The 21,542-nt window shown below is 36.1% G+C and carries 12 protein-coding genes and 1 riboswitch; of the genes, 11 read left to right on the top strand and 1 reads right to left on the bottom strand.

Annotated features, from left to right (window positions below):
• Positions 1-51 precede the first annotated feature (51 nt).
• The 10 genes from infB (at position 52) to pckA (ending at position 17,745) form a co-directional block, all read left to right on the top strand.
• The gene (gene infB / locus EGI05_RS14650) at positions 52-2,997 is read left to right on the top strand and encodes a translation initiation factor IF-2 (protein WP_123263779.1); all 2,946 of its coding nucleotides are present in this window, start codon (positions 52-54) and stop codon (positions 2,995-2,997) included.
• A 307-nt stretch (positions 2,998-3,304) separates the two neighbouring features.
• The gene (locus EGI05_RS14645) at positions 3,305-6,145 is read left to right on the top strand and encodes a SusC/RagA family TonB-linked outer membrane protein (protein ID WP_123263778.1); all 2,841 of its coding nucleotides are present in this window, start codon (positions 3,305-3,307) and stop codon (positions 6,143-6,145) included.
• A gap of 23 nt (positions 6,146-6,168) precedes the next feature.
• Complete coding sequence (locus EGI05_RS14640; RefSeq protein WP_123263777.1) at positions 6,169-7,719, top strand: RagB/SusD family nutrient uptake outer membrane protein; 1,551 nt, start codon at positions 6,169-6,171, stop codon at positions 7,717-7,719.
• Positions 7,720-7,737: 18 nt separating this feature from the next.
• Positions 7,738-8,538 carry a hypothetical protein gene (locus EGI05_RS14635; RefSeq protein WP_123263776.1) on the top strand — a complete coding sequence of 267 codons (801 nt, stop codon included), beginning with the start codon at positions 7,738-7,740 and terminating at the stop codon, positions 8,536-8,538.
• A 92-nt stretch (positions 8,539-8,630) separates the two neighbouring features.
• Positions 8,631-10,571, top strand: a complete 1,941-nt coding sequence (locus tag EGI05_RS14630; protein WP_123263775.1) for a putative porin — start codon at positions 8,631-8,633, stop codon at positions 10,569-10,571.
• Positions 10,572-10,584: 13 nt separating this feature from the next.
• A complete protein-coding gene (gene bshC / locus EGI05_RS14625) occupies positions 10,585-12,171 on the top strand; it encodes a bacillithiol biosynthesis cysteine-adding enzyme BshC (protein ID WP_123263774.1) in 1,587 nt (528 codons plus the stop codon).
• Between the two features lie 38 nt (positions 12,172-12,209).
• Positions 12,210-14,141, top strand: coding sequence for a LysM peptidoglycan-binding domain-containing protein (locus EGI05_RS14620; RefSeq protein WP_123263773.1), 1,932 nt, complete (start codon positions 12,210-12,212; stop codon positions 14,139-14,141).
• A 67-nt stretch (positions 14,142-14,208) separates the two neighbouring features.
• Complete coding sequence (gene fabD / locus EGI05_RS14615; protein WP_123263772.1) at positions 14,209-15,084, top strand: ACP S-malonyltransferase; 876 nt, start codon at positions 14,209-14,211, stop codon at positions 15,082-15,084.
• Between the two features lie 11 nt (positions 15,085-15,095).
• Positions 15,096-16,001, top strand: coding sequence for a GYDIA family GHMP kinase (locus EGI05_RS14610; RefSeq protein WP_123263771.1), 906 nt, complete (start codon positions 15,096-15,098; stop codon positions 15,999-16,001).
• Between the two features lie 127 nt (positions 16,002-16,128).
• Entirely contained in the window at positions 16,129-17,745 is a 1,617-nt protein-coding gene (gene pckA / locus EGI05_RS14605; RefSeq protein ID WP_123263770.1) for a phosphoenolpyruvate carboxykinase (ATP), read from the top strand.
• 38 nt (positions 17,746-17,783) lie between these two features.
• Here the strand turns inward: pckA and EGI05_RS14600 are convergent, their stop codons facing one another.
• Positions 17,784-18,200 (bottom strand): type II 3-dehydroquinate dehydratase, encoded by a 417-nt coding sequence (locus EGI05_RS14600; RefSeq protein WP_123263769.1) that lies wholly within the window; start codon positions 18,198-18,200, stop codon positions 17,784-17,786.
• A gap of 242 nt (positions 18,201-18,442) precedes the next feature.
• Positions 18,443-18,539: riboswitch (SAM riboswitch) on the top strand.
• Between the two features lie 83 nt (positions 18,540-18,622).
• Here EGI05_RS14600 and EGI05_RS14595 point away from each other — a divergent pair.
• Positions 18,623-21,538: a SusC/RagA family TonB-linked outer membrane protein gene (locus EGI05_RS14595; RefSeq protein ID WP_123263768.1), complete on the top strand. Its 2,916-nt coding sequence runs from the start codon at positions 18,623-18,625 to the stop codon at positions 21,536-21,538.
• The last annotated feature ends 4 nt before the right edge of the window (positions 21,539-21,542 follow it).

Below are 21,542 nucleotides of genomic sequence, written 5' to 3'. Positions count from 1 at the left end.
TAAAAAAGAAATACTTTAATTTTAAAAATTAAAAAATAGTAAATAATATAAATGCCAAAAATTAGATTAAATAAAGCGGTCAAGGAATTCAACATTTCGATGTCCAGATTAGTAGAGTTTTTACAATCCAAGGGCTTTGAGGTTGAAAGCAATCCTAACGCTCAATTGGAAGAAGCGGCATATTCTGCATTGGAGGCTGAGTTTGCCAAGGATGGTGAACAACGTAAGGCTTCCCATGAAGTGGTGATCACCAAAGTTCCGGAAGAAAAACTGGAAATTGAAGAAAAGAAAACCCCTGAAGTCATAAGAGCTAAAGCTAATTTAAAACCTGAAACCAAAATTTTAGGTAAAATAGATTTAGAAAATAAAAAACCTGAAGCTGAAGAAGCTCCGGCTCCTGCACCTGTTGCAGAAGAGAAAAAAGAGGAACCAAAACCGGCTCCTGCTCCTGAAGTTACTCCGGCAACACCTGAGAAACAGGAGTTTAAGGTTTTAGATAAAATTGATTTATCCCAAATAGAAAGCAGAAACAGACCTGCTAAGAAAGAAAAGCCTGTAGTGGAAGAAAAGAAAGTGGAACAAAAACCGGTTGAAGAGCCTGTGAAAGAAACTCCTAAGCCTGTTGCTGCTGAGCCAAAACCAGTTGAAACAAAACCTGAGACTCAGGCAGCTGAGGAACCACAGGAACCTCAAAAAATTGAGACCGTTTATCAAAAACTTGATGGACCAAAAATTGTTGGGGAAAAGATTGATTTAACTCAATTTGCAGATAAGTCAAGATCTTCTGCGGGTGCTAAAAAGAAAAGAAAAAGAATTGAAAAACCTGGTTCTAATCAACCGAATCAAGGAAATAATCAACAATCCGGAAACAACCAAGGTGGTGGTCAAGGAAACCGTCCTCATGGAGGAAACCAAGGAAACCGTCCGCAAGGTCAGGGTGGCCAAGGAAATCGTCCACAAGGTCAAGGTGGCCAAGGCGGAAACCGTTTTGGAAACAACAATCAAGGTAACCGTCCACAAGGCCAAGGCGGAGGATTCAAGAAAGGAGGTCAGAACAACAGACCTGGGCAAAGAGTAATGCCTGTTGAATTAACGGATGAACAAGTTAAAAACCAGATCAAGGAAACTCTTGAGAAACTTACCAATAAAGGAGGTAAATCTAAATCTGCAAAACACAGAAAAGATAAAAGAACTTTCCGTAGGGAACAGGATGAGCGTCAACAAGAGCTTGAAGCACAAGACAGAACTCTGAAAGTTACTGAATTTATTACAGTAGGAGAATTGGCAAGTTTAATGAACGTTTCGCCAACTGAAGTTATCTCTGCTTGTTTCTCACTAGGAGTTATGGTTACTATGAACCAGAGACTTGAAGCGGATACTTTATTGCTTGTGGCAGATGAATTCGGATATAAAATTGAATTCTCTGATGCAGATCTTGAAGAAAATGATGCAGAAGAAGAAATCGATACTGAAGAAGATCTTAGCCCAAGAGCACCGATCGTTACTGTAATGGGACACGTTGACCACGGTAAGACATCATTGCTTGACTATATCAGAAAAACTAACGTAATTGCCGGTGAATCTGGAGGAATTACCCAGCACATTGGTGCCTATAACGTGAAGCTTGAAAACGGTCAGAGAATTACATTCTTAGATACGCCAGGTCACGAAGCGTTTACAGCGATGAGAGCCAGAGGTGCTCAAATTACCGATATCGCTATTATTGTGATTGCAGCGGATGATGATGTGATGCCTCAGACAAAAGAAGCGATCTCTCACGCACAAGCTGCCGGAGTGCCAATGATCATTGCTTTGAACAAAGTGGACAAACCGAATGCCAATCCGGATAACATCCGTCAACAGCTTTCAGGAATGAATATCTTAGTGGAAGAATGGGGTGGAAATGTTCAGTCTCAGGAGATCTCTGCGAAGTTTGGTAATAATATTGATCTTTTATTGGAGAAAGTATTGCTTCAGGCTGAATTATTGGAATTAAAGGCTAATCCTAACAGAAATGCTCAGGGTGTTGTTATTGAAGCATCTTTAGATAAGGGTAGAGGATATGTATCAACAATGTTGGTGCAAACCGGTACTTTAAGAGTTGGAGATTATGTTCTTGCCGGTAAAAACCATGGTAAGGTAAAAGCAATGCTTGACGAAAGAGGAAGAAACCTTAAAGAGGCAGGACCTTCAATTCCGGTTACTATTTTAGGATTGGATGGAGCGCCAACTGCAGGGGATAAGTTTAAAGTATATGAAGATGAAAGTGAGGCAAAAACTATTGCCAACAAGAGAGAACAGCTTCAGAGAGAACTTTCTATCAGAACTAAAAAGCATACGACCCTTGAAGAGCTTGGAAGAAGAATTGCTCTGGGTGATTTCAAAGAATTGAATATTATCCTGAAAGGAGACGTGGATGGTTCGGTAGAAGCATTATCCGATCAGTTACAGAGATTATCTACAGAAGAGATCAATGTTAATATTCTTCATAAAGGGGTAGGTCAGATCACCGAATCTGATGTTAACCTTGCTACGGCATCTGATGCTATCATTATCGGATTCAACGTAAGAGCCGGAGCTAATGCTAAAGATCTTGCAGATAGAGAAGAAATTGAGATTAGAACTTATTCTGTAATCTATGCCGCAATTGAAGAAGTAAAAGAAGCGATGGAGGGAATGCTTTCTCCTGAAATTAAAGAACAGGTGATCGGTAACGTTGAAATCAGAGAAATATTCAAGATTTCTAAGGTAGGGACAATTGCAGGTTGTATGGTTCTTTCAGGTAAAGTAACAAGAAACTCTAAAGTAAGAGTATTGAGAGACGGTATCGTAAAATTTGATGGTGAATTGGAAAGCTTAAAGCGTTTCAAGGATGATGTGAAAGAAGTTACAAAAGGCTACGAATGTGGATTGAACCTTAAAGGATATAACGATATTGAAGTAGGAGATATTTTAGAGGTGTATGAAGAAGTTGCTGTAAAGAAGAAGTTGAAATAAAGCTTTTTAATTTAAATAGATGAAAACCACTTGTTTACCAAGTGGTTTTTTTATTTCTCTTCTTTTAATTTATAATAATTCTAAATAATATTTTTCGCATTGATGATTATTTGTTAAATGTGTTTTTTGTTATAGTTATTTTGAAGTTTATTAAATAATAACGGTCTATTATTGCTAAGTTTTATTTGTTTTATCTATAATTCACTATTTATTGTGAAAAAGAAGCCTGTATATGTGATTAAAAAACTTGCAAGTGTTAATATTTATTAACATATTTGCCTATTAAAATATATTAAAATTTGTTAATATGAATGTTAAATTACGTGTATTGAGTGCTGGAGTATTGTTCTTTATGGGTGGGCAAACACTATTGGCGCAAGCAAAACAGGATACTATTCCAAAAAAAGAGACTAAAATCGATGAGGTTGTAGTAGTTGGATATAGAGCTGTATCTAAAAAAACTGCAGTGGTATCTACTGCGCAAATTAAAGAAGAAACTATTAACGGTAGACCAAACTCAAACCTTATGAACGTTGTTCAGGGGCAGTTGGCTGGGGTTAATATTAGTACTGGAACTGGGCAACCGGGGGCTAAACCTACTGTAATCATCAGAGGGGTTGGTACTTTCAGTGGTAACACTGACCCGTTATATGTAATCGATGGTTTCCCAACAAACAGTGACTCATTCAGATCATTAAACCCTAATGATGTTGAAAGCATGGAAGTATTGAAAGATGCTTCTGCTACAGCTCAATATGGTAACAGAGGTTCTAACGGGGTTATCGTTATCAAAACGAAATCTGGTAGATATGGTGATAGAACAACATTTAACTACAGATCTCAGATTGGGGTTTCAACGTTGCAGAATGCTAGATATAATTTAGCTAATGCGAGAGAATTATTAACTCTTGAAAACAGATATGGTGCTGGTGTAGGAGCTGGTATGACTCAGCAAGAAATTGATAATTATCAAACAAATACAAACTGGCGAGATATTTTCTTCAGACCTTCTTTCTTACAGAGTCATGATTTCTCTGTAACTACAGGAGCTAAAAATATCAATAGCTATACTAACGTAGGTTACTTACAACAAGATGGTATCTTACAGAATAGTGGTATGAAGAGATTTACTGTTAGAAATACAATTAACGGTAAAACTAATGACAATAAATTCAAATATAGTTTAGGTACTGCAATCGGTTTCACTAGAAACGATCAAATCGGAAGTTTAGGAACAGGAGGGGTAAACCAAAACATGATCATTGGTGCATACCAAGGAGCACCTCACCTTTCTCCTAGCATGTATCAAAATTCTCAGCAATTATGGGATCTATACCAAACTGAGGGAACGTTATTATTTACTCCATTATTCTTGATGGATAAGATGAAAACATTCTATACTGGTTTAGATGAAATGAGATTAGACGTTACTTCTGAAATGTCTTATCAGATCCTTCCTTCCCTTACTGCTAGAATGAGAGCGAACGCTCAGTTGATTACTCAAAACGGATTAACTTGGCAGCATCCAATTTCATTCAACTCTTTCTTATTCCAAAACGGAACTGAGGCTGTAGGTACTGAAACAATTGCTGAATCAAGACAATTCTACTTCAACAATTTATGGCAATTAGAATATAGCAAGTCTTTCGGAGACCATACAATTAATGCTACGGGTGCTTTCGAATTTAACAATGCTATGTTAAAATCAAGCACATTTACTCAAAGAGGTCTTAATCCATTAACTTGGGTACCTGGAACTGGAACAGGATATGTTACAGATACAAGTGCTAATGACTTCAACGTACCAACAGTGGGAGCAGGACAATCAAGATTGAATATGTTCTCTTTCTTTGGTAACCTTGATTACGACTACAACAAGAAATATGGTATCGTTGCCAACATCAGACGAGATGCTTCAAGTAGATTCAGCGCGGATCAAAGATGGGGTACTTTCTGGTCTGTGGGAGGTAGATGGAATGTAGATGAAGAAAACTTCATGGATAATGTAAAATGGGTTAGCTCATTTAAAATTAGAGGATCTTACGGGGTAACCGGTAACCAAAGGATTGTAGATGGAACTGTTTGGGCTGGACTAAACCCTCCTCCATATCTTGATACTTTCTCTATCGTTAATAACGTTTATAACGGATTAATGGGTATGGGAATCACTTTAGGATATGCTGACCTAAGATGGGAAACTACTAAACAATGGAACGTAGGTACTGATTTCGAATTATTCAACAGAAGATTAAGAGGACAGTTCGATATATATGATAGAAAAACTATTGACCTTTTCGATGACTGGGCTCAATCTCCAACAAGTGGGGTTTTATCTATCAGACAGAATACTCCACAGGATTTAAGAAACAGTGGATATGAATTATCTCTTGCTTATGATCTGTTTAAAAATGATAACCTTACCTTTACTTTAAGAGGGAATGGATCTATCAATAAGCAAAGAGTATATGATTTACCAGATGGAGTTTTAAGAGAAGGAACTCAGCCAATGGTATATTCTCAAAACGGATCGTTATATCAAGCACCATATGTGTATCACTATTTAGGTGTTAACCCAAGTAACGGTAACTTATTGTTTGAAGATATCAACGGTAACCCAACAGAAACACCAACAACTGCTGACTTAAGACCTCTTAAGTATAACACAATTCCTAAATACCAAGGTGGTTTTGGATTTGATTTAGACTATAAAGGACTATACTTATCTACAACATTTACTTATGTTGCAGGTCTATACAGATATGATTATGATATGTCAGGATTCTACGATCCAACAGATCTAGGTCAGTTCAATGTTTCAAAAGATCTATTAAATGCTTGGACTCCTACGAATACTAATACAAATATTCCTTCGCTTACAGCTACTAACTACGAAGCTCAGGCATTGTCAGATAGATTCTTAGTTGATGGTTCTTATCTAAGACTTAGAAATATTCAGTTAGGATATAATATTCCAAAATCTCTATTAAACGGAACATTTGTAAGAGAATTAAGAATTACATTACAAGCTGAAAACTTAGCAACTTGGACTAAATGGCAAGGTTATGATGCTGAAAGTAACAGAGCTGCAGATCAAAGTCAATATCCTTCTCCTAAAACATTTACTTTAGGGTTTGATGTTAAATTTTAATTAATGAATAAGAATTTAAAAAAATGAAAAAATTAGTTTATATATCACTTATAGCTTTAGCAGGACTGTCTTCTACATCTTGTAGTAACGATTTGCTAGATACTTATGCACCTGGGGCTTTAACAGAGGATGTTGCCTTCCAGACGAGTTCTGATCTAAGACTATTACTTAACTCTGTGTATGCAGCTACTTCAAGCCGATCTGAGGCAGAATTTGTATCTGTATTTACAGATGAATGTGGAATCGGGGTAGCAAACGGAGGACAAGGTTTAACAGATGACTATGTATTTTTCTTGACTCCTACATCAGGTGGACCTTCTGCTTTATGGGCAAACATGTATGTTGCTCTAGCAAGAATTAACAGAGTTCTGGAATATTCTAAAAAAATAACACCGGTGGATGCCGATGATGCAAAAGTTATCGCCAGAATTAAAGCGGAAGCTTTAACAATGAGAGCTTACTGTCATTTAGTGATCTTATCATATTTTACTACAGATATGAAAAGTGATTCTGCTTTAGCAGGTATTATTTCAGACAGAATCTTTGCACCTGAAGACAATGACCGTCCAAGAAATACAAACGGAGAGTTCTATGCATTTATTCATAGTGACTTAGATCAGGCCATCTCTTTATATACGGCTAACCCTGCACCTGGAATTGATCCAACTGTTGCTAACGTTAACTTTACAAAAGGATTAAAAGCTCGTGCTTATGCTTATAAAGGAGATTACACGAATGCTGAAACTTGGGCCAATCAAGTAATTTCTACTTCTGGAGTAAGTCTTGCGACTAAAGCTCAGTATCAAGGAGTTTTCTTTAATGAATCTAATGGGGCAGCTCAAGAAGTTATCTTTAAATTAAAAAGAACTGCTCAACAAAATGCACAAGGTACTAACTTACACAATGCTTGGTGTAGTGTTAGACCAAATGCGGCAGGTTCACCTTTCTATGAAGTAAGTAGAGCTTTATATAACTTAGTTGCTACAAATAGTGCAAATGATGTTAGATTCAGAACAATTGTAGCTCCTTCTTCAATTGTTGACCCTAACTATGCTACTTCTCCTACATACAGAGATTCTGACGTTTTAGTAATCAACAAGCACGGAGGTGTTGCAACAGGTACTGCTACTTGGGCAACTACAGGTACAAACGGAAATAACAATGATTTCAAAATCATGAGAATTTCTGAAATGTATTTCATCAAAGCAGAAGCGAGAGTTGCTGCTGGAGATTTAACTGGTGCTGCTGCTGCTGTTAAATCTGTATTGGATCAAAGATTCGGATCTAGCCAGACTGTTACTTATCCTAGTGCAACTGCTGCTTGGAAAGGAATCCTAGATCAGAGAAGAATTGAATTTGCTTACGAAGGTTATAGATTTATAGATATAAAAAGATTGGGTACTTTAGCTAACGCAGGAATTGACAGACACCCTGCTGATTACTCTTCTAGTACTTCAAACTTCCCTGGAGGTAACCCAGCAAACTTACCTTTAAACAGTTATAAGTGGGCATTGCCAATTCCATCTTTGGAAATTAATGTGAATACAGCTATTCAACAAAACCCAGGTTATTAATTTTATAAATAGACTAAAATGAAAAATATGTTAAAATATCTAATGTTTTTTGCAGCCTTCTTTTCAATATTTTCATGTGTTGAAGATGATGGTTTGCCAAACCCAGATTACGATAAAGGTTCTTACCTGAACTTTGCTAAAACTGAAGGTACAGCAGGAGTATTAGCGGGGACTAATCATTTCGATTATGTAATTGATTACGAAACCATCGCTGCTGTTTCTGGTAGCCATGACGTTAAATTAGTTTTTGATGCAGCTAATTCAACGGCAGTTGAAGGAGTTGACTTCCAAATTGTAAATGCTACAGACAACCTTGCTAGTGGAGAAAATACAGGTAAATTTACAGTTAGAGTTTTAGAATCAGGAATGTCTCCTGTTGCTAAAGTGGCTAAATTTAAATTGCAAAGTGCTACAATCCCTAACTCAAGCTTCAAACAAGAATTTGCATTATCTATGTCATTAGTTTGTAATGCTTCTACATTTGTAGGTACATTCGATGTAAATAATGGTTTATTTGGTGCTTGGAGTGGACAAACGATTGTACAAGGTACAGATCCAAACACTCTAATTCTGAAAGATTATATTGAAGTAGGTTATGATATTAAACTTACTTATGATCCTAACTCTGGAAACGTAACATTTACTCCTCAGCAAACTGGATATCTTCACCCATCTTATGGTATGATTTCTATGAAAATGGCTGTGAATGGTGCTGCTTCTAAAGTTGACTTCTGTGCTAGAAAATTAACTTTAAATGTTAATTATTATGTAAGTGCAGGTTCTTTCGGAGACAAAGTAGATACATTAACTGGTTCTTAATATTCAATATTGATATTATAAAAAAACCTCGTCTTTTAGACGGGGTTTTTTATTATCTTTTATTTCTTATTTTTGCTCTACAAAATCAGGAAATGAAGTACATATTTCTCATCATACTTTTCTCAGGCTTTTTTGCTCATGCACAAGTAGTCAATAAGACAGACTCAAATAAACTGGATAAGAAGCTGGAAGATACTTTGGTCATAGATTCGGGGAGAAAAGACTCCTTGAAAATATTTAAGCCGACCATCAATGATTATCAATTTCAGACGCAATATACTGAAAAGAAAATTTTTGATACGGTAATGACTTTCGATAAGACCTATATTTTTTCACAGTATAATAACAGAGACAATTTTGGTAGAATTCAGTTTGCCAATGTAGGTTCTGGATTTAATCCTTTGTCTTATGAAGTCAATTCTGAACAGAACCTGTCTTTATTGCCTACCAATAAATCTTATGGGATCATCGGAATTAATGATGTGAAATATTATGATGTAAAAACTCCGACTGCTACATTTGTTTATCATAACTCAATGAGGAATGGAGCAGCTTTGAAATCCACCTATACCCAAAATATTGGAAAAAGATTCAATTTTGCAATAGAATACATGGGACTTCGTTCTCAAGGGCTTTACAGGAATTCTTTGGCTTCGAATAATAATACTTTATTTTCAGGGCACTACATTACCAAAAAAGGGAATTATGAGATCTTTGCCCATTATTTACATCAAAACGTGAACAACCAGGAAAATGGAGGAATTTCGGAAGATGAACTGTTTCAGACTGGAGACAGTGATTATAGAAACAGACAGAATGCTCAGGTAAATCTGGCTTCTACCAGCTCTCAGTTTTCTTACAGGAGATATTATCTGAGCCATCAGTTTACGCCGTTCAATTCAGAGAAATTTCCTTTTAGGATAAGACATACGATTTTTCATCAGGGAAATAAATATTTCTATCATCAGGATGCTTTAGAACCTTATTGGTATACGAATGAAGATGAACTGATCAGCGGTTTCCCACTTTCTACAAAAAAGTATTCTGATAATTTAAGCAATACAGTCAGCTTAGTTTTAGATAATGAAAAATTCAAGCTTGATGCGGGAGTTCGTTATCAGATGTTAAAATTCGGAATTGAAGAAGGAATTGTGGTGAATGATGTTGTTTGGCCTACTGAAATTAAAGAAAATAGGATAGGAGCAGTAGGGAATTTACAGGTTAAGCTTTGGGATAAAGTTCAGCTGAATTCATTCCTTGAATTTTCAAATGGGAGCGAATTTGGGACTTATGTAAAGACCACCAATAATTTGAAATTTGAGCCTATCAAAGATTACTTCGTCAATGCCAAAGTAAACTTTCAAAGTGTTTACCCTACATTCAATTATTTACTGAATACTTCGGTTTATAAAAACTTCAATTATTATCTTCAGGATGCAAAGAATCAAACCATCACCGAAATTGGCGGAAACATCAATCTGAAATGGTTCAAAACAGAGCTATTTGTCAATTATTTCAGAATAGATAATTATACTTATTTAGACAGCAGCGCAACTCCAAAACAAAGTGAGACGCCTTTGAATATTTCTCAAATTGGAGGTGATGCTACCTTCAGCTATGGCAATTTCCATTTGAATACAAGATTGCAATTTCAAAATGCTTTAACGAACAAAGATCTATATCCAATGCCAGGTTTTATAGGAAGAGCTAACATTTTCTATCAAACCCATGCATTTAAAAAAGCAGCGGAAATTCAGGCGGGGATCAAAGTATATTACTTCTCTAAATTTGCATCAAGAGATTATTTCCCGGTGCTTAATGAGTATATTCTTCCGAACGCTAATTCATTCTCCATCGGAGGACAGCCAATTGCGGATGTTTATTTTAATATGAAAGTTAAAAAAATGTTCTTCTTTATAGAAGGGCAACAAATCGGGACACTTGCGTCTCATAATAAAGCGTACGCATTTCCACACTATCCTGTATACGACTTCAGATTGAATATAGGAATTGTCTGGTATTTGTTCAACTAAAAGTACAATCAGGTTGAAAACAATAAATAAAATATCATTTAATGATATAGAAAGCATTCCTCAATTAATTAAGGACTTTTTAAACCATAAAATTGAAGGATTTGAAGAAAACACATTTTCTTTAGATAATTTCAGAAAGCAGATTCACTTAAAACAGCAATCTTTTACTGCTCAGCAAAGAGAAATTTTATCTCATGCTGTTCAGCAACAGCTTTCAGGTCTTACACTTTCCTCACAACAGAAAGAAAATCTACATGATCTGAACGCCCCTAATACATTTACTATTACTACGGGACATCAGCTAAACTTGTTCTCGGGGCCTGTTTTCTTCATTTATAAAATATTGCAGACCATTAAAACCTGTACTTATTTAAAAGAAAACTTTCCTGATTTCAATTTTGTGCCTGTATATTGGATGGCTTCTGAAGACCATGATTTTGCAGAGATCAATCATTTCAAGACACAGAACGGGTACTATGAAATAAATGAAAAATCGGGAGGTCCTGTTGGAAGAATACCTATAACGGATACTTTCTTTATTTCTGAATTTGAAAAAGAATTTAAAGATTATGTTTTCGGAACAGAGCTTATATTAATGCTTAAAGAAGCTTATAAGGCGGGAAATACACTTACTAGTGCCATTAAAATCTTGGTGAACAGACTCTTTTCAGAATTTGGATTGCTCATTTTAGATGGAGATTCTAAAGAATTAAAAACAGAAATTAAAGAAGTGTTCAAAGATGAGCTTCTTCACTCCAGCCTGCAAAAAATATCAAAGCAGAAAGTAGAGTTTCTTACAGCGAAATATGGCAAAGTTCAGGTAAATCCAAGAGAAATCAACCTGTTCTATCTTTCTGATACAAGAGACAGGATAGATTTTGACGGACAACAATACATTGTTGTTGATAAAGGTATTCAGTTCAGTCAGGAACAAATCATCAATGAACTGGAAAACGCTCCGGAAAAATTCAGCCCTAATGCGTTGATGCGCCCTGTTTATCAGGAAAAAATATTACCCAACATTGCTTACATAGGGGGGAATGCCGAAATCATGTATTGGCTGGAATTGAAAGATTATTTTTCTCATATCAATATTCCGTTTCCTATTCTTATTCCAAGAAACTCTATGCTGTTTCTACAGGAAAAAACAATCAAGAAAATTGAAAAACTGGATTTGAAAATTGAAGATTTCTTTCAAAATTTTACAACCCTTACCAACAATAAAATTTTAGATAATAATGCTATTCTGAAATTATTGGAAGAAAAAGAAAATGTGTTGATCAGTAATTTTTCTGAATTAAAAACTGTTGCGGAAACCACTGAGAAATCTTTCGGAAATATGGTGAAAGCAGAAGAAATAAGACAGCTTAAATCGTTCAAGAGAATGAAGAAAAGACTTCTCCATGCGGAAAAAATAAAGCAGAATGAATTGCTCGAACGACTGGAAAATCTCTTTCTGGATGTACACCCTTCAAAGACTTGGCAGGAAAGAATTTATAATTTTAGTGTTTTTTTTGCTGACCAAGGTTATTCGTGGCTTGAAACTTGTTTAGAGGAAATGGTGGTACAAGAATCAAAATTAATAATTGTTGCCATTTAATTTTAAAGAAGTATTTTTGTAAATTATAAGTATCGAACATGATCAAGAGGTTTTTTATTTTATCCGGTTTATGTATGGTTTTGGGCGTTTCCGCTCAAAAATCCCACACTGTTGTAAAAGGAGATAATCCGTACAATATTGCTAAAAGATACGGCATGACCGTGGATGAATTGCTGAAACTGAACCCAAAGTTTAAAGACGGCAAATTAGCAATTGGAGATGTTCTTGCAGTAAAATCAGATAAAAAAACTGTAGCTGTTGCAAAACCGGCTGTAGTTGAAAAAAAACAAACGAGTACTGAATTAGGAAAAATTGTTTTGCAGCCTAAGCAAACTATTTACGGAATCACCAAACAATACCGAATTTCAGAAACCGATTTAAGAAAGTTGAATCCTGAGTTGGAATCTCATATGAAAATTGGGGATGAGATCACTTTACCTCTTGAAAGCATTAAAAAATATGGAGGAAATCAACAGGTAGCTGTTGCAGCAAAACCTGTAGAAACTGCCGGTGAAACATCAACTTCTTCCACATCTGATACTGAGAATTATACCATTCAATCTAAAGATAATTATTACAGGATTTCAAAACAATTTGGGATCACTCAACAGGAGCTTTTTGCTCTAAACCCGGGTTTAGAAGAAAAAGGCTTAAAACCTGGAGAAACTATTAAAATAAAAAGGTCAAATACCGATACGGCTACCGAACCTGTTGTCAATTCCAAAACAAGCATTGATTCCGGAAACGACAGGTCTTCTCATACATCTTCCAATACAGAAACAGCTTCAGCAGATGAATATGTGACTTATACAGTTCAGCAGGGAGACACTGTATTCTCTATCGTTAATAAATTCGGAGTTACCATTGATGAGCTGATCGCTTTAAACCCTGAATTATCGAACGGTTTAAAAACCGGTATGGTTTTGAAAATTAAAAAACTGGATCCGGCTTATGTAAAGAAAAGTGGAGATGCATTAAGCGTAGTCATGATGTTGCCTTTCGGATATAGCACCAACGAAACCCAATACAGAAGTATGGCAATGGATTTCTTAACGGGAGCCCAGCTTGCCATTGAAAGGAATGCCAGAAACGGACAAAAACTGGATATTAAAATCGTTGATTCCGGAAATGAAGCAACCTTTAAAAATTCTTTAACGCAGATCAATCCTAATAATACGGATCTGATTATCGGGCCATTCTTCAAATCTAATGTAGTAGATGTACTGGATTTTACTAAGAACCAAAAAATCCCGATCGTTGCTCCATTTGCCAATTCTCCGGAACTATACAATTACAGCAACCTGATCATTGTTGAGACAAACGATCAAACTTACGCAGACAAAATTGTTGATGAAGTAAAAGCAGTATATTCTGACCAGAAAATTTACATAGTAGCAGATGGCAAAAAAGATAATGCTAATTACATAAAAGCAGGTCTTGAAAAAGCGGTTAAAAATTCAAATGTGAAGATTGTAAGCTCACCTTCGGAAATTCAGCTTGACCAGAATATGATGACAGGACAGGCCGCTCCGGTAATTGCTATTTTAGCAAGTGATACTGATAATATAGGGGAAGCATTTTCCAATAAAGTTATAGCTTTATCAAAAGAAGTACAGGGGGTGAAGGCTTTCAGTATGTACTACGTTCCAAGCTTCGAAAAAAGAGTGGATGAGCTGAGCCAGGCCAATCTGGTATATTTGATGGACAGAAAGATCAACACAGACGGGACTTTTGAAAAAGAAATTTTAGCAGCATATAAAAGCAAATACTGTAAAACTCCAGGCAAATATGCCATCATAGGTTTTGATGTAGTAAATGATATGCTGACAAGAGAAAATAAAAAAGGAGAAATTTTTAAACAAATGAATAAAGTTCAGACCCAGTTAGCGACCAAATTTGAATTTGTGAAATCAAAAGCGAACGGGGCATATGTGAACACTGGTTACCGAGTGATCAGATTGGTTCCATAGACTTTTATCGATTACAGAATATTTTTCAACATTATATTTATATTTGCATAATATTTTAAATTAATACATGAAAGCACTTGTATTTCCTGGGCAGGGATCTCAATTCGTGGGGATGGGAAAAGAATTATACGATTCTCGAAAAGACATAAAGGATTTGATGGAGTCTGCCAATGAAATTTTAGGATTTGATATTCTTTCCATTATGTTTAATGGAACAGATGAAGATCTTAAAAAAACAGAAGTAACCCAACCTTCAATTTTTATACATTCAGTAGCTGCACTAAAAGCAGTGAACGGTCTTGGTGCCGAAATGGTTGCAGGACATTCATTAGGAGAATTTTCCGCACTGGTTGCCAATGGCGTTTTATCATTTGATGATGGACTGAAGCTCGTAGCAGAAAGAGCAAAGGCAATGCAGGAAGCCTGTGACGCCAATCCAAGCTCTATGGCTGCCATTTTAGGATTGGAAGATGCTAAAGTGGAGGAAATATGCTCAACTATAAATGGAATTGTTGTTCCGGCTAATTATAACTGCCCTGGGCAGTTGGTAATTTCAGGAGAAACAACGGCCGTAGAAGAAGCTTGCGTTAAATTGAAAGAAGCGGGAGCGAAAAGAGCATTGTTGTTACCAGTGAACGGAGCTTTCCATTCACCATTAATGCAACCTGCACAAGAAAAATTAGCAGCAGCTATTGAGAATACAAAATTCAGAAAAGCTACAATTCCTGTGTATCAAAACATTACTACAACAGCGGTAACCAATCCGGATGAAATCAAGCAAAATCTGATAGCACAATTAACGGGGCCTGTAAAATGGACGCAGTCTGTACAAAATATGATCAAAGACGGCGCTTCTAATTTTGTAGAAGTAGGGCCAGGTAAAACTCTTCAAGGGTTGATCAAAAAAATTGATGGTTCTGTAGAAGTTGCGTCTGCAATCTAAAATTAAAAAATATGACCGGAATATTCTCACCAGGAAAGCTGATGCTTACTTCCGAATATTTCGCAATAGATGGAGCTCTTGTCTTAGCGGTACCTACCAGGCTGGGACAAGAGTTTTTCTTTGAAGAAAAAGACGATCAGAAATGTTTGGTTTTCTGGGAGGCTTATCATCAAAATACCTTGTGGCTAAAAGCTGTCATTGATTACAAAAACTGGCAGATCTTAGAAACAAATATTCCTTCAAGCGCTGAATTTATTCTTAAAACCTTACACAATGTTCAGCAGCTTTCAGAAATTAAATTTCAGCATACAAATTCTTATTACTTAAAAACCAATCTTCAGTTTCCTGCAGATTATGGGTTAGGAAGCAGTTCCACTTTAATGAATAATCTTGCGGAATGGGCGAAAATAGATCCATTTCATTTGAATACAATAAGCTTAGGCGGAAGTGGCTATGATATAGCGGTAGCTAAAGAGAAATCTGCCATTCTTTATCAGAGCAAGCCGGAAATCAAATATGAGAAGGTGAATTTTAGTCCTTCATTCAAAAATGAGCTGATCTTTATTCATTTAAATCAAAAACAAGACAGCCGGGAAGGGATCAATTTATACAGATCCAAAGAGAAGTCTCAACGGCTGGTTGATGAGTTTTCCAATCTTACAAGAAATATTTTATTATGTAATGAATTGCAAATTTTTTCTCAACTAATGTTAGAACATGAGCAAAAAATAGCCAATTTTCTTAAAATTCCTACAGTTAAAGAGCGTTTTTTTGCGGATTCTCCTGTTTTTGTGAAAAGTTTGGGAGCATGGGGTGGAGATTTTGTAATGAGTGCTAAATTTGACGGCTTTAGGGACTATTTTTGGGGAAAAGGTTTTTCTACCATTTTTGATTGGGATGATTTAATTAGCTTGTAATCAGTAATTTACAAGGTTGTATTTTTCTTTGTCATTCTGACTTATATCATTATATTTAACCACCTTTAACAATTAATTAATATTTAATTTTGTTGAACCCAAAAAGAATATAGAAAATATAAGTAAAATGAAAAACGCTAAAATCATCCAGGATTTACAAAAATTAGGGATTAAAGGAGACTACGAAGTAATTTATAATCCTTCCTATGAAGAATTATATCAGGCTGAGGTTTCTCCTGAAAATCAAGGCTTTGAAAGAGCTGAGCTTACAGAATCTGGTGCGGTATCAGTAAAAACAGGAATTTTCACAGGTCGCTCACCTAAAGACAGATATATTGTTCAGGATGATATTTCAAGAGACACTATTTTCTGGGATGGTAAAGTAAACTTACCTACAACTCCGGAAATTTTCCAATCTTGTAAAGGATTAGTGTTAGATCAGCTTTCTAAATCTAAGAAAATTTATGTGGTTGATGCTTTTTGTGGAACCAATGCAGATACCAGGTTAAAAGTAAGATTCATTGTTGAAGTGGCTTGGCAGGCTCATTTCGTTACGAATATGTTTATCCGCCCGTCTCACTATGAGTTGGAAAACTTTGGTGAACCGGATTTCACAGTAATCAATGGTTCCAAAACGACCAACCCGAATTGGGAAGCGCAGGGATTAAACTCTGAAAACTTCATTATGTTTGATTTAACTGAAAAGCTTCAGATCATCGGAGGTACTTGGTATGGAGGAGAAATGAAAAAAGGAATGTTTGCGATGATGAATTATTACCTTCCATTAAAAGGTATGGCTTCCATGCACTGTTCAGCAAACGTTGGTGAAGATGGAGATGTAGCTTTATTCTTCGGTCTTTCAGGAACAGGTAAGACAACTTTATCTGCGGATCCTAAAAGATATCTGATTGGTGATGATGAACACGGTTGGGATGATAATGGAGTATTCAATTATGAAGGGGGATGTTATGCTAAAGTAATTGATCTGTCTGCTGAAAAAGAACCGGATATTTATGGAGCGATCAAGAGAGATGCTCTTCTTGAGAATGTGGTGGTAAACAATGGTGTTGCTGACTATACGGATGGTTCAATCACTGAAAATACAAGAGTATCTTACCCGATTTATCATATCAATAAAATAGTTTTGCCTTCCAAAGCAGGGCATGCTAAGAAAATCGTATACCTTTCTGCTGATGCGTTCGGAGTATTGCCTCCGGTTTCTATTTTAGATGAAAATCAGGCACAGTATCACTTCTTATGTGGATATACTTCCAAATTGGCAGGTACTGAAAGAGGAATTACTGAACCGGAACCATCTTTCTCTCCGGCGTTTGGTGAAGCTTTCCTTACCTTACACCCAACTATGTATTCTAAAACTTTAATTGGCAAAATGAAAGAGCATGGTGCTAAAGCGTATTTGGTAAATACAGGATGGAATGGAACAGGAAAAAGAATTTCCCTTAAAGATACAAGAGCGATCATTGATGCGATCATTGATGGTTCTATCGAAAACGCTCCAAAAACAAAAGTTCCTATTATGAATCTTGAAATTCCTACATCATTGCCAAATGTTTCCGAAGGTATTTTAGATCCTAGAGATACATACAGTAATGTTTCTGAGTGGGAAGAAAAAGCAAAAGATTTAGCTTCAAGATACATCAAGAACTTTGAACAGTATTGTAATACGGAAGAAGGTAAAAAACTGGTTGCTTCCGGACCTCAATTACAAGAACAAACTATCTAATCATACAAAAAGCCTCATCAACGATGAGGCTTTTATATTTATTTATTTTCAGTCAGACTTTGTATTGCTAACCTGTAGCCATGCATTCCAAAACCAGATAAAACGGCATCAGTATTTGCTGCTGTCACCGATTTCTGCCGAAACTCTTCCCTTTTATAAATATTGCTGATGTGTACTTCTATTTTGGACTTCTGGATATTCTTTAAACAATCAGCAATAGCATAAGAATAATGTGTATAAGCTCCCGGATTGATGATGAGAGCATCAAAATCATCTTGCTGGAGTCTGTCAATAATTTCCCCTTCAATATTAGATTGATAATAGGAAAGATCATGAGAAGGAAATTCAGATTTCAACTTTTCCATATAATTTTCCATGGAAGTGCTTCCGTAAATTTCAGGCTCTCTGGTTCCTAAAAGATTCAAATTAGGACCGTTAACAATTAAAATTTTCATAGTATAAAAATAGAGATTTTTTTAATTGAAGCTTTAAAATTTAAAAAAGAATACTTTGGTACAGATTGCATTATTTTTAATGATTTTTGTCATGTTTGAGAATTTGGTAATGATTGTAAATGTCTATTTTATCGCATTTTAAACAATTTTAAGTTAATTTTTCATAAAGATTCACATTGTGTTTTTAAAAGTCTACTTGTTTTATAGACTATTTGTTTCTAGCTTTGCAACATATTTCGATCGGCTTATAAAGAAAGATGGAGGGAACTGACCCTGCGAAATCTTAACAACCTGCATGCGCAAGGTGTTACATTCAGCCTTTAAAAGGAAAAATAAGCATTAGGTTAATCATATCTATGGATACCCTTTGTTGTTTTTTCTGCAAAGGGTTAAATTTTAATATTTGATAAATAAAATTGATTATGATTAGCAATAAATTAATTATTTCGAAATCTTGGCTGCCTTCAGCTGCTGTATTTTTCTTAGGAGCGGTAGGATTACAAGGTCAAGAGATAAAATCCGGCAAGAATACAATCCAGGAGAAAAATATTGATGAAGTGGTTATTGTGGCTTATGGTAAAGCTAAAAAAACAAGTTACACAGGATCAGTAGCAACCATTTCCAGTGAAAAAATCAATAACAGACCTGTAACGAACATCACAAAGGCATTGGAAGGACAGGTTCCCGGACTCCAGGCGGTGAGTGCCTCAGGGCAACCTGGTTCTGTAGCATCCATCAGAATCCGTGGAATAGGATCGGTAAGTGCATCCAGTAATCCTTTATTTGTAGTAGACGGAATTCCTTTTGATGGAAACATCAATTCCATAAGCCCTAATGACATCGAATCCATAAGTGTACTGAAAGATGCTACAGCAAGTTCATTATACGGATCAAGAGGGGCCAATGGAGTGATCATCATTACTACAAAATCCGGAAAAAAGGGAGAAGCGAGAATTAATTTCAATATCAGTCAGGGATTCTCAACAAGAGCGGTGAAAGATTATGAACAGGTAAGTACGGATCAGTATTTTGAGCTATATTGGGAGGCATTGAGAAATGGGTATAAATCCAGTCAGATCTCATCGCAGCAGGCAGCACAGATGGCAACGGACAACCTGGTGAATTCATTGGGAATTAATCCTTATGGGGCAGGTTATGCCAAACCTGTAGGAACTGATGGAAAACTTTTACCTGGAGCAAAAGCTTTATGGAATGATGACTGGAGAGACATCCTGCAAAGAGTGGCCTCAAGAAACCAGGTAGATCTGGATTTCAGTGGGGGAAGTGAAAAAAGCAATTACTATTTTTCATTAGGCTATTTAGACGATAAAGGAATCGCTATTGAATCCGGTTTCAGAAAGTACAGTACCCGTTTAAAAATAAATACAGAAGTAAAAAAATGGTTGAATGTAGGAGCCAATTTAAGCTATACAAATAGTTTACAGCAGGCACCTCCTTCTTCAGATTCCAGAACGGATAATATCATTAATGCGGCTAGGGTGATTCCTTCTTTCTACCCTTATTATGAAAGGAATGCAGATGGAAGCTATAAACTGGATGCCAATGGAAATTATATCTATGATTTCGGAAAATACAGGCCTACAAGTGCATTGCAGAATGAGAACGCAGCGGCCACTTTACCTTTAGACAAAAATGAAAACAGAGAAGATAATTTTTCGGGAAAAGGATTTTTAGACTTTACTTTTTTGCCTGAACTAAAATTTAAGTCGAGCTTTTCCATTGACCTGGTTAACTATAATGGACATTATTATACAAATCCTTTGATAGGAGAGGGAAGCGAAATTGGGGGATCAGTTACCAAGACCAACTCAAGAACACTGTCATACACCACAAGTAATATTTTGACCTATGATAAAAAGTTCAGCCAGCATCACTTTAACATTCTAGCCGGGCAGGAATTCTATCATTATGAATATCAAACCATATCCGGAAGCAGAAGCCAATTTTCACTTCCGTATTATTATGAGCCGGATGCAGCCGCTTTATTAGGCAGTTTTAGCGGGAATAGTGATAAATTAGGATTACTGAGTTTTTTAGGGAAAATAGAATACGATTATAAAAATAAATATTTTGTTTCCGGATCAGTAAGAGCAGATGGGTCATCAAGATTTTCTCCGGATAACAGATGGGGAACATTTTGGTCTGTGGGAGGTTCATGGAAGGTGTCAAACGAGGATTTTATCAAGAACCTGAATGTTTTTAATCAGCTTACCCTGCGTGCGAGTTATGGAGGACAGGGAAATGATAAACTAAGTACCTATTACGCATACCAAAGCTTATATGCATTTTACAATAATCTTGGAGAACCGGGAACTGTTGCAAGCAGACTTCCTACTCCGGATCTGAAATGGGAAACCAACCTCAATTTAAACGTCGGGTTAGAATTTGCCATCCTTAAAAACAGAATAAAAGGAAATGTAGAATACTTCCAGCGTCAGAGTAAAGACCTTCTGTTTGAAATGCCTTTAGCACCATCTTTAGGCTTCAGCGGTTTCCAGTCAAACATCGGAGAATTAAAGAATACGGGATTTGAGTTTTCCCTATTCACAACACCAATTAAGAATGATGATTTCCAGTGGGATGTTGATGTCAATTTAAGTACCTTGAAAAATGAAATCACCAAACTTCCGAAAGGCTCCATTGTCAGCGGAACAAAGCTTTTACAGGTAGGAGGTTCTATTTATGATTTCTTCATTCCTGAATGGGTAGGAGTAGATCCGAGTAATGGAAAGCCTTTATGGAGAACTATTTCTAAGGATGCCAATGGAAATACTGTGGAAGGGACTACTTCAGAATATGCAAAAGCAACAAAAACATTACAGGGCTCTTCACTTCCAAAATTAATGGGTGGAATTACAACCAGTATCAATTACAAAAACTTTGATTTTTCAGGGTTATTGACATTCAGCATCGGAGGGAAAATCCTGGATACCGATTATACTATGCTAATGCATAACGGAAGCTCAGCTGGTAGAGCATGGAGCTCTGAAATCCTGAACAGATGGACACCGGAAAATACCAATACAGATGTTCCGGCTTTAAGTACAACAACCAATAACTGGACTTCGGTTTCTTCCAGATTTCTGTATTCAGGAACATATGCAAGAATCAAGAATGTAAGTTTAGGCTATACTTTACCGTCTGGTTATTTTGAAAGGATAGGATTGAAAAAATTCAGAATCTATCTTCAGGCAGAAAACCTGTTAACATTCTATAAGCATAAAGGAATGGATCCGGAACAAACATTAGATGGGACCACTTATTACAGATATCCGGCAATGAGAACAATAACCTTCGGTCTTCAGGCAACTCTTTAATAAT

The organism is Chryseobacterium daecheongense, assembly GCF_003729955.1.
Taxonomy (GTDB): domain Bacteria; phylum Bacteroidota; class Bacteroidia; order Flavobacteriales; family Weeksellaceae; genus Chryseobacterium; species Chryseobacterium daecheongense.
Note: the sequence above shows the minus strand (reverse complement) of the source record. Positions and strands in the feature narration are given on the sequence as shown.

Bases quoted from the DNA above. Each gene is read 5' to 3' on its own strand.
- EGI05_RS14635 (WP_123263776.1), top strand. From the start codon at position 7,738: ATGAAAAATATGTTAAAATATCTAATGTTTTTTGCAGCCTTCTTTTCA.
- EGI05_RS14630 (WP_123263775.1), top strand. From the start codon at position 8,631: ATGAAGTACATATTTCTCATCATACTTTTCTCAGGCTTTTTTGCTCAT.
- EGI05_RS14620 (WP_123263773.1), top strand. From the start codon at position 12,210: ATGATCAAGAGGTTTTTTATTTTATCCGGTTTATGTATGGTTTTGGGC.
- EGI05_RS14600 (WP_123263769.1), bottom strand. From the start codon at position 18,200: ATGAAAATTTTAATTGTTAACGGTCCTAATTTGAATCTTTTAGGAACC.
- EGI05_RS14645 (WP_123263778.1), top strand. From the start codon at position 3,305: ATGAATGTTAAATTACGTGTATTGAGTGCTGGAGTATTGTTCTTTATG.
- EGI05_RS14610 (WP_123263771.1), top strand. From the start codon at position 15,096: ATGACCGGAATATTCTCACCAGGAAAGCTGATGCTTACTTCCGAATAT.
- infB (WP_123263779.1), top strand. From the start codon at position 52: ATGCCAAAAATTAGATTAAATAAAGCGGTCAAGGAATTCAACATTTCG.
- fabD (WP_123263772.1), top strand. From the start codon at position 14,209: ATGAAAGCACTTGTATTTCCTGGGCAGGGATCTCAATTCGTGGGGATG.
- EGI05_RS14595 (WP_123263768.1), top strand. From the start codon at position 18,623: ATGATTAGCAATAAATTAATTATTTCGAAATCTTGGCTGCCTTCAGCT.
- pckA (WP_123263770.1), top strand. From the start codon at position 16,129: ATGAAAAACGCTAAAATCATCCAGGATTTACAAAAATTAGGGATTAAA.
- EGI05_RS14640 (WP_123263777.1), top strand. From the start codon at position 6,169: ATGAAAAAATTAGTTTATATATCACTTATAGCTTTAGCAGGACTGTCT.